15 protein-coding genes and 1 riboswitch are annotated in these 12,653 nt (G+C 64.6%); of the genes, 12 read left to right on the forward strand and 3 right to left on the reverse strand.

Going from position 1 to position 12,653, the window contains the following annotated elements; translation table 11 throughout:
- Window positions 1-26: 26 nt before the first annotated feature.
- A riboswitch (TPP riboswitch) is annotated at window positions 27-168 on the forward strand.
- The 6 genes from ACVMB1_RS22465 (at window position 156) to ACVMB1_RS22490 (ending at window position 5,619) form a co-directional block, all read left to right on the forward strand.
- Window positions 156-1,169: an FAD-dependent oxidoreductase gene (locus tag ACVMB1_RS22465; protein ID WP_076824058.1), complete on the forward strand. Its 1,014-nt coding sequence runs from the start codon at window positions 156-158 to the stop codon at window positions 1,167-1,169. Its footprint overlaps the riboswitch before it by 13 nt.
- Window positions 1,160-1,357 (forward strand): sulfur carrier protein ThiS, encoded by a 198-nt coding sequence (gene thiS, locus ACVMB1_RS22470; protein ID WP_076824056.1) that lies wholly within the window; start codon window positions 1,160-1,162, stop codon window positions 1,355-1,357. The genes ACVMB1_RS22465 and thiS overlap by 10 nt, the downstream gene beginning before the upstream one ends.
- Before the next feature lie 168 nt (window positions 1,358-1,525).
- Complete coding sequence (locus ACVMB1_RS22475) at window positions 1,526-2,308, forward strand: thiazole synthase (protein WP_076824053.1); 783 nt, start codon at window positions 1,526-1,528, stop codon at window positions 2,306-2,308.
- Complete coding sequence (thiE, locus tag ACVMB1_RS22480) at window positions 2,295-2,903, forward strand: thiamine phosphate synthase (RefSeq protein WP_076824050.1); 609 nt, start codon at window positions 2,295-2,297, stop codon at window positions 2,901-2,903. The genes ACVMB1_RS22475 and thiE overlap by 14 nt, the downstream gene beginning before the upstream one ends.
- A 133-nt stretch (window positions 2,904-3,036) precedes the next feature.
- Window positions 3,037-4,902 carry a phosphomethylpyrimidine synthase ThiC gene (gene thiC / locus ACVMB1_RS22485; protein ID WP_076824048.1) on the forward strand — a complete coding sequence of 622 codons (1,866 nt, stop codon included), beginning with the start codon at window positions 3,037-3,039 and terminating at the stop codon, window positions 4,900-4,902.
- A gap of 321 nt (window positions 4,903-5,223) precedes the next feature.
- Window positions 5,224-5,619, forward strand: coding sequence for a hypothetical protein (locus ACVMB1_RS22490; protein ID WP_057014948.1), 396 nt, complete (start codon window positions 5,224-5,226; stop codon window positions 5,617-5,619).
- A 112-nt stretch (window positions 5,620-5,731) separates the two neighbouring features.
- Here ACVMB1_RS22490 and ACVMB1_RS22495 read toward each other — a convergent pair whose 3' ends face one another.
- Complete coding sequence (locus ACVMB1_RS22495) at window positions 5,732-7,399, reverse strand: flavin-containing monooxygenase (RefSeq protein WP_076824045.1); 1,668 nt, start codon at window positions 7,397-7,399, stop codon at window positions 5,732-5,734.
- A 153-nt stretch (window positions 7,400-7,552) separates the two neighbouring features.
- On the opposite strand from ACVMB1_RS22495, the gene ACVMB1_RS22500 reads away from it, so the two are divergent.
- Complete coding sequence (locus tag ACVMB1_RS22500) at window positions 7,553-7,948, forward strand: hypothetical protein (protein WP_057014946.1); 396 nt, start codon at window positions 7,553-7,555, stop codon at window positions 7,946-7,948.
- Between the two features lie 475 nt (window positions 7,949-8,423).
- A complete protein-coding gene (locus ACVMB1_RS22505; protein ID WP_057014945.1) occupies window positions 8,424-8,939 on the forward strand; it encodes a mismatch-specific DNA-glycosylase in 516 nt (171 codons plus the stop codon).
- 143 nt (window positions 8,940-9,082) lie between these two features.
- On the opposite strand, the gene ACVMB1_RS22510 is transcribed toward ACVMB1_RS22505, so the two are convergent.
- Window positions 9,083-9,517: a hypothetical protein gene (locus ACVMB1_RS22510; protein WP_076824043.1), complete on the reverse strand. Its 435-nt coding sequence runs from the start codon at window positions 9,515-9,517 to the stop codon at window positions 9,083-9,085.
- A gap of 207 nt (window positions 9,518-9,724) precedes the next feature.
- On the opposite strand from ACVMB1_RS22510, the gene ACVMB1_RS22515 reads away from it, so the two are divergent.
- The 3 genes from ACVMB1_RS22515 (at window position 9,725) to ACVMB1_RS22525 (ending at window position 11,121) form a co-directional block, all read left to right on the forward strand.
- The gene (locus ACVMB1_RS22515; RefSeq protein ID WP_076824041.1) at window positions 9,725-10,174 is read left to right on the forward strand and encodes a YeeE/YedE family protein; all 450 of its coding nucleotides are present in this window, start codon (window positions 9,725-9,727) and stop codon (window positions 10,172-10,174) included.
- A 67-nt stretch (window positions 10,175-10,241) separates the two neighbouring features.
- Window positions 10,242-10,721, forward strand: coding sequence for a DUF6691 family protein (locus ACVMB1_RS22520; RefSeq protein ID WP_076824039.1), 480 nt, complete (start codon window positions 10,242-10,244; stop codon window positions 10,719-10,721).
- A 4-nt stretch (window positions 10,722-10,725) separates the two neighbouring features.
- Window positions 10,726-11,121: a RidA family protein gene (locus tag ACVMB1_RS22525; protein ID WP_076824036.1), complete on the forward strand. Its 396-nt coding sequence runs from the start codon at window positions 10,726-10,728 to the stop codon at window positions 11,119-11,121.
- 169 nt (window positions 11,122-11,290) lie between these two features.
- On the opposite strand, the gene ACVMB1_RS22530 is transcribed toward ACVMB1_RS22525, so the two are convergent.
- Entirely contained in the window at window positions 11,291-12,052 is a 762-nt protein-coding gene (locus ACVMB1_RS22530; RefSeq protein ID WP_076824034.1) for an SOS response-associated peptidase, read from the reverse strand.
- A 62-nt stretch (window positions 12,053-12,114) separates the two neighbouring features.
- On the opposite strand from ACVMB1_RS22530, the gene ACVMB1_RS22535 reads away from it, so the two are divergent.
- The gene (locus ACVMB1_RS22535; protein ID WP_057014940.1) at window positions 12,115-12,615 is read left to right on the forward strand and encodes a hypothetical protein; all 501 of its coding nucleotides are present in this window, start codon (window positions 12,115-12,117) and stop codon (window positions 12,613-12,615) included.
- Window positions 12,616-12,653 lie beyond the last annotated feature (38 nt).

Consider the following 12,653-nt stretch of genomic DNA (forward strand, 5'->3'; position numbering starts at 1 on the left):
CACACGAGCCCATCCGCCTACATTAGGGGCGTTCCGAGGGGTGCTCCGAAGGAGGAGCTGAGATACCGCAAGCTTGGACTAGCCAGTAGGCGAATAGTCCGGGACCGCGGTGACCCTTTGAACCTGATCCGGGTCATGCCGGCGAAGGGACAGGGATGTATCAGACGTCAAGACCGCGGGGGGATTCCCCCGTCTCCATCATCGGCGCAGGCATAGCTGGCGCCTGGCATGCGCTCTTGCTCGCAGAGGCCGGACATGCCGTCACCCTGCATGAGCGCAGTGACGCCGCGATGACGGAATCCACAAGCCACTGGGCCGGCGGGATGCTGGCGCCCTGGTGCGAGGCGGAGGCCTCCGAGCCGGTGATCTCCCGGCTCGGCATCCGCTCGCTCGCGCTGTGGCGGCAGCATGTTCCGGAAACCCCGTTCAACGGCTCGCTGGTGGTGGCACATCCGCGCGACCGCGCCGATTTCGAGCGCTTTGCCCGCCTCACCACCGGCCATCGCCGGATCGACGCCGAGGGCGTTCGCGCGCTCGAGCCGTCGCTCGAGGGCCGTTTCCGTGACGCCCTGTTCTATCCCGACGAGGGCCATGTCGAGCCGCGCCGCGTGCTGCCGCGGCTGCATGCCGCGATCGGCAAGGCCGGCGGCGCCATCAAGTTCGGCAGCGACGCCGAGGCAGCCGATCTCGACGGCGTCGTGATCGACTGCCGCGGCCTTGCCGCGCGCGACCGCGAGGCGAGCTTGCGCGGCGTCAAGGGCGAGATGATCATCATCGAGACCTCCGAGGTCGAACTGGCGCGCCCGGTGCGGCTGATCCATCCGCGCTGGCCGCTTTACGTGATCCCGCGCGGCGACGGCCGCTTCATGCTGGGCGCGACCTCGATCGAGGCCGAGGACAACGGCGTCAGCGTGCGCTCGGCGCTGGAGCTGTTAGGGGCCGCCTATGTCGTGCATCCGGCATTCGCCGAGGCGCGCATCGTCGAATTCGGCGCCGGCCTGCGCCCTGCATTTCCCGACAATCTGCCGAAAATCAGGATCGAGCAGGAACGCATCACGGTGAACGGACTCTACCGTCATGGCTTCCTGCTCGCGCCGGCGCTGGCGGAGCTGACGCTCGCCTATCTCGCGCGCGGCGAAATCGACAATGAGGTGATGCAATGCGCGTGATCGTCAACGGCGAGCAGCGGGAGATCGTGGCCTCCAGTGTCGATGCGCTGCTGGCCGAGCTCGACTACGAGGGCACGCATTTCGCGATCGCGCTGAACTACGACGTGGTGCCGAAGAGCCGCTGGGCCGACACCGCGTTGAAAGCCGGCGACGAGATCGAGATCATCACGCCGCGGCAGGGAGGGTGATGTGAGCTTATTCGCAAGCTCCCTCCCCACGTCGTCCCGGCGAAGGCCGGGACCCATACGCCGCGGCCCTTCAGTGAAGCACGCGGGGAGACGTCCCATCCGACAACTTCCGGTCGTGGTTATGGGTCCCGGCCTTCGCCGGGACGACGGCATAGTTTGAGGAGACACATGGTCACCTTCTACGGCAAATCCTTCCCGTCCCGCCTGCTGATCGGCACGGCGCTGTATCCCTCGCCTGCGATCATGCAGAATGCGATCCGCGCCTCGGGCGCCAGCATCGTCACGGTGTCGCTGCGGCGCGAGGCGGCGGGTGGCAAGACCGGCGATGCGTTCTGGTCGCTGATCCGCGAGCTCGGCGTCACCGTGCTGCCGAACACCGCGGGCTGCCGCAGCGTCAAGGAAGCGGTGACCACCGCAAAGCTCGCGCGCGAATTGTTCGGCACGCCGTGGATCAAGCTCGAGGTGATCGCCGACAACGACACGCTGCAGCCCGATGTGGTCGGCCTGGTCGAGGCGGCCGGCATCCTGATCAAGGACGGTTTTGAAGTCTTCCCCTATTGCACCGAGGATTTCTCGGTCGCCTCGCGGCTGGTCGACGCCGGCTGCAAGGTGGTGATGCCGTGGGCAGCACCGATCGGCAGCGCCAAGGGCATCACCAACCGCGACGCGCTGAAGCTGTTGCGCGACCGCCTGCCCGGCATCACGCTGGTGGTCGACGCCGGCTTAGGGGCGCCTTCGCATGCCGCCGAGGCGCTCGAGCTCGGCTATGACGCCGTGCTGCTCAACACGGCGGTCGCCAAAGCCGCCGATCCCGTTGCGATGGCCAATGCCTTCCGCCTCGGCGTCGAGGCCGGCCGCACCGCTTACGAAGCCGGACTGATGGAAGCCCGCGACTTCGCCTCCCCCTCCACCCCTGTCGTTGGGACCCCGTTCTGGCATGCCGTATCCTGATCCCTTCTATCCCGTCGTCGACAGCATCAAATGGGTCGAGCGACTGACAAAACTCGGCGTCGGCACCATCCAGCTGCGCGCCAAGGAGCTCGACGATGCCGGGGCGCTGCAGATCGTCAGCGATGCGCTCGCAGTGACCAAGGGCACGCCGACCAAGCTCGTGGTCAACGACTATTGGCGCGCGGCGATCGTCGCCGGCGCCGAGCATCTGCATCTCGGGCAGGAAGACCTCGCCGAGGCCGACCTCGGCGAGATCCGCAAAGCGAAGCTGACGCTCGGCATCTCCACCCATGACGACGCCGAGCTCGCCACCGCGCTCGCCGCCAAGCCCGACTATGTCGCGCTCGGCCCGATCTTCTTCACCACGCTCAAATCGATGCGGTTCGAGCCGCAGGGCATTCCGAAGATCACCGAGTGGAAGAAGCGGATCGGCTCGATCCCCCTTGTCGCGATCGGCGGCATCAAGTTCGAGCACGCCGCCGAGATCTTCGCCGCCGGCGCCGATTCGATCGCCGTCGTCAGTGACGTCACCCAGAACCCCGACCCCGACGCGCGGGTCAGACAATGGCTCGGCCTCAGCGCGGAGGCCGCGTGATGCACGTAACTCTCACCAGCGTCATTCCGGGGCACGCGAAGCGTGAACCCGGAATCTCGCGCCACCATCTCGAGATTCCGGATCGGTCCTAACGGACCGTCCGGAATGACGACAAGATTAAGGAGGATCCCTCATGAACATCCGCTCCAATCCCGACACCACCCGTCCCGCCGTCACCACCGGCGCGCTGCCCGCCTCACGCAAGATCTTTGCGACGCCGGAGGCCGCGTCCGATCTGCGCGTGCCGCTGCGCGAGATCATGCTGTCGGAGGGCGCCGGCGAGCCGAACCTGCCGGTCTACGACACCTCGGGCCCTTACACCGACCCGAACGTGACGATCGACGTCAACGCCGGCCTGCCGCGCAATCGGCTCGCCTGGGTCAAGGAGCGCGGCGGCGTCGAGGAATATGAGGGTCGCACCATCAAGCCGGAGGACAACGGCAATGTCGGCGCCGCCCACGCCGCCAAGGCGTTCACCGCGCACCACACGCCGCTGCGCGGCCTCGACGGCCACAAGATCACGCAGCTCGAATTCGCCCGCGCCGGCATCATCACCAAGGAGATGATCTACGTCGCCGAGCGCGAGAATCTCGGCCGCAAGCAACAGCTCGAGCGCGCCGAGGCCGCGCTTGCCGACGGCGAGAGCTTTGGCGCCTCCGTGCCGGCCTTCATCACCCCGGAATTCGTCCGCGACGAGATCGCGCGCGGCCGCGCCATCATTCCCTCCAACATCAACCATGCCGAGCTCGAGCCGATGATCATCGGCCGCAACTTCCTGACCAAGATCAACGCCAATATCGGCAACTCGGCGGTGACCTCGTCGGTCGAGGAAGAGGTCGACAAGATGGTGTGGGCGATCCGCTGGGGCGCCGACACCGTGATGGACCTCTCGACGGGGCGCAACATCCACACCACCCGCGAATGGATTTTGCGCAACTCGCCGGTGCCGATCGGCACCGTGCCGATCTACCAGGCGCTGGAGAAGTGCGACGGTGATCCGGTCAAGCTGACCTGGGAACTCTACAAGGACACCCTGATCGAACAGTGCGAACAGGGCGTCGACTATTTCACGATCCACGCCGGCGTGCGGCTGCCCTACATCCATCTCACCGCCAACCGCGTCACCGGCATCGTGTCGCGCGGCGGCTCGATCATGGCGAAGTGGTGCCTTGCGCATCACAAGGAGAGCTTCCTCTACACCCATTTCGACGAGATCTGCGACCTCATGCGCAAGTATGACGTCTCGTTCTCGCTCGGCGACGGTCTGCGCCCCGGCTCGATTGCGGACGCCAACGACCGCGCGCAGTTTGCCGAGCTCGAGACGCTCGGCGAACTGACGAAGATCGCGTGGGACAAGGGCTGCCAGGTCATGATCGAGGGCCCCGGCCACGTGCCGATGCACAAGATCAAGATCAACATGGACAAGCAGCTCAAGGAGTGCGGCGAGGCGCCGTTCTACACCCTCGGGCCGCTGACGACCGACATCGCGCCGGGCTACGACCACATCACCTCGGGCATTGGCGCTGCGATGATCGGCTGGTTCGGCTGCGCGATGCTGTGCTACGTCACGCCGAAGGAGCATCTGGGTCTCCCGGATCGCAACGACGTCAAGACCGGCGTCATCACCTACAAGATCGCGGCCCACGCCGCTGATCTGGCCAAGGGCCATCCGGCCGCGCAGCTCCGCGACGATGCGCTCAGCCGTGCCCGGTTCGACTTCCGCTGGGAGGACCAGTTCAACCTCGGCCTCGATCCCGACACCGCGAAGAACTTCCACGACGAGACCCTGCCGAAGGAAGCCCACAAGGTCGCGCATTTCTGCTCGATGTGCGGCCCGAAATTCTGCTCGATGAAGATCACCCAGGACGTCCGCGACTACGCCGCGACGCTCAACGACAAGGAGCAGGGCATGGCGCAGATGAGCGCCAAGTTCAAGGAGATGGGAAGCGACGTGTATCTGGACGCGGAGAAGGTGAAGGAGAGCAACAGGGTGTTCTGACCCTCACCGCTCGTCATGCCCGGGCAACAGCGCGGAGCGCGTCTTCGCGCGGGACGCCCCGGGCATCCATCCAAAAACGAAAGGCCGGGTGAAAGCCCGGCCTTTTTGCGTCTGGATCATTCACTTATGATTTAGTGCGTGTGTTCGGCTTGTGGAGGCCGGTCACGACAGCAACCGGCCCAGGTCCACACCAGGCGCTCCGCAGAACCCTTGACTTGGATCAACGAAAAATCCGCTATCTCATCGCTTGCTATGACGCTCGAAAGCGATGAAGGTCGGGTCAGGGATATTACCCCTGTGACCATTTGATTGGAGAGTTTCATGAGAACCTTCAACGCTGTGCTATTCGTACTTCTCGTTGCGCAAGCGGCCTCGACACAGGCTGCGGATTTGAGCGGAGCCTGGACGATCGACGCCTCGGCTTGCAACCAGGTCTTCACCAAGGAGAACAACAAGCTCGCGTTCAAGAAAGATGCCGATCTCAACGCGGGAGGCTTGATCGTCCAGGGCAAGCAAATCACCGGCACGTTTCAAAAATGCACCGTCAAATCGCTGCATGATGACGGGCAGAATGTTCGCGTGATTGCGGCGTGCTCGGACGGCGTCGCGGTTTCGGACGTGTCATTCGACATAACACTCTCCGGAGAGAACAAGATCATACTCAGCTCCAAGGCACCGGTGCCCATCGAGACGCCGTATGTTCGCTGCTCGATGTGACATTCGGCGGCGACGGCTTGAGCAAGTAGCCCGGATGAGCGAAGCGATATCCGGGGTTTACCTGTCCCGCATATCGCTGCGCTCATGCGGGCTACCGGACTATTCCTGAATCCTACGCCGTCGCCCCGACAGCTGCTTGCACACCGCCCCGCGCCCCCGCACCAAACGCAATCTCCTGATACCCTTTCTCCGCAACCCCGTTGATGATCCCCAAGAACTTCGGCGTGCCGCCGTTGTAGACGAAGTAGCGGACCGTCCCCTCCTCGTGGCCGGCGACGTTGGAGTTGTAGCCGGTGAACCACGACTTGGCTTTGCGCATCAGCATGATCTCGTACATCTTGACGACATGCGCGGTCCAGCGCTGCTGCGCTTCGAGCGTGGCGTCGGCGTGGGTCAGACCGCGGTCCCACATGTATTGCAGCAGGTTGGTGCACCAGTTGACGCCGTTCTCGATGCCGCGCGGGAAGTTGGTCGACGCGGAGGCGCTTTGCGGACCGGTCGGCATCAACAGGTTCGGGAAGCCGTGCACGAGCATGCCGAGGAAGGTCGACGGCGCGTGCTTCCACTTGTCGGCAAGGCTCTCGCCGCCGATGCCCCTGATATCGATCAGGTCGTAGGCGCCGGTGATGGCGTCGAAGCCGGTGGCGTAGACGATGATGTCGAAATCGTAGTCGCGCGCCGTGGTGCGCAGGCCCCTCTTGGTGACGCGCACCAGCGGCGTTTCGGAGAGATCGACGAGCTGCACATTGTCGCGATTGTACGCCTCGAAATATCGGGTCTCCAGCGGCAGGCGCTGCACGCCGAAGCCGTGATCCCGCGGGATCAGCTTCTCGGCGACATCAGGATCGTTCACGCGCTGGCGGATGCGGCCCGCGATATATTCCGAGAGCTCCGCATTGGCGGCTTCGTCCATGAAGATCTCGCGGAAGTTCGCGAGCCAGATGCCGAAGCCGGGCTCGTCGTAGAGCCTGTCCCACAGCTTGAGCCGCTCCTCGCGGCTCACCTCGTAGAAGCCGCGCTTGTCGGGGCCATGGACAAAACTGCCCGGCGTCAGCGCGCAGGCAGCGAAGATCTCGTCATAGCGGGCGCGGATGTCGGCCATCTCCTCGTCGGAGATCGCTGAGTTGTTGAGCGGCGCGCTCCAGTTCGGCCGGCGCTGAAACACCGTGAGCTCGCCGACCTTGTCTGCGATCTCGCCGATCAGCTGGATGCCGGTGGCGCCGGTGCCGATCACCGCAACTTTCTTGCCGGCAAGATCGACCGGCTCGTGCGGCCAGTAATAGGTGTGGAACGAGCGGCCCTTGAAGTCATCGATGCCAGGCACGCGCGGCATGGTCGGCGCCGACAACAGCCCGATCGCGAGCACCACGAAGCGGCAGGTCAGTTCGCGGCCGTCACTGATCCTCAATTGCCAGAGGTCGCGCGTCTCGTCGAACTGCATGATATCGACCTTGCAATTGAACTGCATGTACTTGCGCAGGTCGAACTTGTCGGCGACGTAGTTGAGGTAACGCAGATTCTCGGGCTGGCCGGAGAAGCGCTCCTTCCAGTGCCACTCGTCGAGCAGCTCGCGCGAGAATGAGAAGCCATAGGTGTAGCTCTCGGAATCGAAGCGGCAGCCCGGATAGCGGTTCCAGTACCAGGTGCCGCCGAGATCGGGCGCGGCTTCGAGCACGGTGGCGTCGATGCCGAGATCGGCCAGCCGCTTGATCTGGTAGATGCCCGCGACGCCGGCGCCGACCACGATCACCTCAAAGTGGGTTTTCGCCTCTCCTGTCATGTCCGCTCCCGAATTCTTCTTGATCTGTTTGAGCGGATTACAGACCCTTTTGCACCTGCAAGCAACCGCGCGATCGGGCACGACTTGCGTTGAGGCGCTGCGTGCACCACATCGATCACTGCAATTTCGCCAAGCGCAATCCGGGCAAGCGACATGACCGACAATCTCACCGGCGTCTGGGACGGCAGCTATGTTCAGCCGAGCGGCATGGTCACGTTCCTGGCGACGCTGATCGACGCCGGCGGCGCGCTCGGCGGCAGCGTGACCGAACCCTGCGTGATGCCGGGCTGTCCGATCAGCACGCACAATGCATCGCTTGCGGGCCAGCGCTCCGGCAGCGCTGTTACGTTCGTCAAACGTTACGAGCCGCCTGGCTACGGCTACAACACCGTGCACTATGAAGGCGCGGTCAATGCCGACGCGACCGAGATCGACGGCCGCTGGAGCATCCGCGGCACAAGGTTCTCGGGGACGTTCCTGATGGTGCGCGCAACCGGACCGTCGCAAGCGGTCACGACGGAAGAAGAGGTCAAGGAGCCGGTGCGCTAGCGCGTGACGGGACTAGCTTGAATGACGACAGCGACGGCACTGCCCCCCGCAAGCCGCAGGGCTATGCATATGGCTGGCGGCCACGACGACATGGAAACGTCGCTTACAGAAGCGCACGAATGCCATATGCCCCGGGAGGCGAGCGTGCGCCTGCGTGATTTCGGAATATTGGAAAATATCCGTGAGTTGCCCGACGTGTCAAGTAGCCTGGTCGAACGCCGGCCACCGCCGGCTACTTTGTACTTTGCATGGGGTTGTTTTCGATATTTTGGGAACGCGCCTCCCCTGCGAGTGCTGGCAATCGCATATGGGCTCGATAGCGCCACAAACTCGTCATGCCCGGCCTTGTGCCGGCCATGACGGCGCGGAAACACCGGATTGCCCTGCCCGCAATCGGGAGAGGTGAGGCGCAGTTCGCCGCTCGATTCCAGGTGAAGTCATGTGCCAACGCGTGATTACTTTATTCAGCCCCCAGATGCCCGCGAACAATTCCCACCGCCTCCCCGACCAGCTCCGCGCCAATCTGCGCCTGGTGTTCGTCGGCACCGCAGCGAGCACGCGCTCGGCCGCCGTCGGGCATTATTACGCGCATCCCGGCAACCGGTTCTGGCGTGCGCTGCATGAGGCCGGCATCACGCCGCGGCGCTATCGGCCGGACGAGTTCGCGGCGCTGCTCGCGCTCGGCATCGGCTTCACCGATCTCTCCAAGACCGGCGCCGGGATGGATCACGAAATCAACAGGCAGTCGTTCGACGTGGTGGGCTTCCGGACGAAGATCGAGACCTATCGGCCGAACACCGTCGCCTTCACCAGCAGGAAGGCGGCGAGCCTGTTCTACAACAGGCCGACCAACGCGCTCGTGCTCGGTCGGCAGCCATCGGTGAATGGCTTTCCCGAAGTGTTCGTGCTGCCGTCGCCATCCGGCGCGGCCTCGGGTCATTGGACCTTACAGCCGTGGCGCGAACTCGCCGAGTGGATCACGGAATCGTAGGATCGTAGGATCGTAGAGCCAACGGGTCCGCGCAAAGCGCGGCCCGATGACTCCGCGAAACCCATCATCTCTCCCGGCGCACCGAAGTCGATGGGTTTCGCTTCGCTCTACTCATCCTACGAAATCGCTACGAGACCGAACGCTTATTCCTTCAACGTGATCGCAAGCCCGCTGAGGTCGACATTGGCCATCAGCCCGACCTGCTTGCCGCTCAGTTCGAGCACCGCGCCGTTCTGGTTGGTCAAGAGGATGCCGCGCACGCCGGCGCCGAGCGCAACGCCCATGCCCGCCGCGGCATAGACGCCGTTGATATCCTGCGGACGGCGGATATTGCGCACCCGCCCCTGCAACGTGGTCTGCGAGCCGCCGAACACGAGCCCATAGTCCAGCCCGCCGGCCGTGAGCCCATAGGTCTGGCCGTGGAAGGTCATGACGCCCTTGCCGGCGGAGCCGCCGAACACCCAGCCGCCCTTGAAGATCACGAGCGTCACCGCGCCCTCGTCAGCCAGGACAGCGGACGTTCCGGTGAGCATCGCCAGCGCGAGCAGCGCGGCGCGGGCGACGGATGGCAACTTCATGGGGGATTCTCCGGACGAAGTGAGAGCGAATCGCGGCAATCCAGCCGACCGGCGGCATCGCTGAAATGCCGCGAAACATGCGGGATTGCGCTTGTTCCTGATGGTGCGGAGTCTATCATCGCCTCTGCAGCCGCGCGACCACTGGCGCATGCGCGCCCACCGCTTTGCCGGATCGCTGAGGAGTTTGCGCAACAGGGATCTGCATCGATGCACGATTTCACCCCACTTTCCGGCCTAGCCGGCGGCGCGCTGATCGGGCTTGCCGCCGCGCTCTTGATGCTGCTGACCGGGCGAATCGCCGGGGTCACCGGCATCGTCGGCGGCGCGCTGCAGGCCGATACCGCCGACCGCAGCGCCGACCGTAGCGCCGATCGTTCCTGGCGCATCGCGTTCATCGCGGGACTGATCGGAGCGCCCCTGATTGCGGCGCTGTTCGGCGCGCCGCTGCCGCGGCCGGCGATGAATGCGAGCCTTGTGGTGGTCGCGATCGCGGGACTGCTGGTCGGATTCGGTACAAGGATGGGCAATGGCTGCACCTCGGGCCACGGCGTCTGCGGCTTCGCGCGGCTGTCCGGCCGTTCGATCGTGGCAACATGCATCTTCATGCTGACGGCGATCGCAACGGTCGCAATCGTCAGGCACGGGATCGGAGGCTAAGCATGATCCGGAAAAGTGCGAAGCGGTTTTCCGAAAGGATCATGCTCAAACAAGGAGCGGTTTAGCGATGCCGGTGCTTGCCAGTTTTGCCTGCGGCCTGATCTTCGGCGCGGGGCTTCTGATCTCCGGCATGACCGATCCGCAGAAGGTGCTCGGCTTCCTCGATCTGTTCGGCGCGTGGGACGCGACGCTCGCCTTCGTGATGGCGGGCGCGGTTGCGGTCGCAGCAACCGGCTTCGCGATCGCCCGGCGGCGCACGGCCCCCGCCTTCTCGGCGCGCTTCCTCTGGCCCGACCGCACCGACATCGATGCGCCGCTGGTTGCCGGCGCGGTGCTGTTCGGCATCGGCTGGGGCCTCGTCGGCATCTGCCCCGGGCCGGCACTGGTCAATATCGCCGGCCTCTCGCTACCGATCGTGGTCTTCGTTCTCGCGATGCTCGCAGGCATGATCGGCCAGAATCTCTTCGGCAGGAATCTTTGGCGCCGGCGTGCAGCGGCACCGCGCGCCATCGAAACTTCTCCCCTTCCATCTCACGCAGACGGGTGACCCAATGACTGAAAAGACCACAATCAAGCACTTCCCTCCTCCGCCCGGCGTCCAGGCGCCGCCACTCTCGTTCGGCGCCCGCGTCGGCGATTTGTTGTTCATCTCCGGCATTCCCGGCTTTGACGCCAATCGCGAGCTGCCCGACGGCTTCGAGGCGCAGTTCGCCAATGTCGTGACCAATATCAAGCGCGTGCTGAGCGAGGCGGGCGCGACGATGCGCGATCTCGTCAAGGTCAACGTGTTGCTGACGCGCGCGAGCGACGTCGCGACGATGAACGCGCTGTATGCCGGCGCGTTCGGCCCCGCCCCCTACCCCGCGCGCACCACCTGCGTGGTGGTGGCGCTGCCCAATCCAAAGATGCTGATCGAGATCGAGGGCGTGGCACACGTAAAGGGGTGATCTCTGGCTCTGTCATGCCGGAGCGCGCCACTTGGCGCGAGCCCTCAGGTGCGCAATTGCGCACCGGTTGAATCGAGGTCCATCTTCATCGTCGTCCTGGCGAAGGCCAGGACGACGATGTGGAGAGCTGACGCAAATCCGCGCTGCATCACGCCGGTTCAGTGAGCCCTCAAAACAACGACCCCTGCCCGTCGTCCTCCCGCACCGCCGCCTTTCTCGGCGCGGCCTTCTTCGGCTGCGGCGCGTCCTCCGCGGCGATTTCATCCGCGGTCATCGGCAGCAGCAATTGCGCATCGTCATTGGCGACCGCGTTGACGCGCATCGTGACCTGGTGCCAGGCGAACTCGCCGACCTCGGGGCCCTTCAGCATCGGCATCACGTCGTCGACATCGTTCGGCAGGCAGTCGAGCCAGCGCGCGAATTGCGCGGGCCTGATCGTGACCGGCACGCGGTGATGCAATTGCGCGAGGTCGGGACTGGCCGGCGCAGTGACGATCGCGACCGTATCCTGCTCCTCGCCGTTCGGCCCCATCCAGGTCTCGGCAAGCGCGGCGAAGGCGAGCGGATGGCCGTCGCGGCGATGGATGAAGAACGGCCGCTTGCGGCCGCCGGCATCCTGCCATTCGTAATAGCCGTCGGCGGGGATCAGCGCCCGGCGCCGCTTGATCGCGTTCTTGAAGGCCGGCTTCTCACGCACCGTCTCGGAGCGCGCGTTGATCAGGAGCGAGAAGGTCCTGGGGTCCTTGACCCACGACGGGATCAGGCCCCAGCGCATCAATTGAAAATGCCGGCCGCCATTCTGCAGCAGCACCACCGGGATCGGCTGGGTCGGCGCAACATTATACCGTGGCGGAAAATTCGGCTGCTCGATATAGCCGAACATCTCGCGCAAGGCCGCCGGCGGCGAGGTTATGACAAAGCGTCCGCACATTTGCCGTCCAGAGTGGTATCCGTTTATTCTGCCTTAACTTGGACCGTTAAAGACTGCGATCAATGACCTCAACGGCCGCCATAGCGGACTCTTCCCCGCGACCGACGTACCCCGATGAGGCGCGGGCGGCGCTGTTGCGCGCCGCCAACATCAATCCCCGCACCGGGCTTGCCACCGACTACCTCAATCACTTCAACGAAGCCATCATGCTGCTGGAGATGGTCCCGGACCTGCCGGAATGCGCCAGCGATTTCCTCGAATGGCAGCCGCTGTCCTATGCCGAGCATTTCACCGCGTCGAATTTCCGGGCACGCGATCTCGCGATCGAGGCCTATGAGACCGCGGACGCCGCAATCCGGGCCGAATTCGACCAGCTCACCGACAGCATGACGAAGATCCTGACCGAGGTCGGGGCGGCGATGCGGCAATTGCAGCAGGACAAGAGCCGGGTCGCGCTCGCCGAGCAGGCGATCGTCTGGGTCAAGCCGCTGGTGATGCAGACCGCCGGCATCATCAACGGCGCCGCAGAGGCCGATGTCGACAGCATCATGGCGGGCGCCTGAGATATCGGGCATGATGGTCTTCACAACCGGCTGCCAAT

Source organism: Bradyrhizobium sp. USDA 4504, assembly GCF_054063995.1.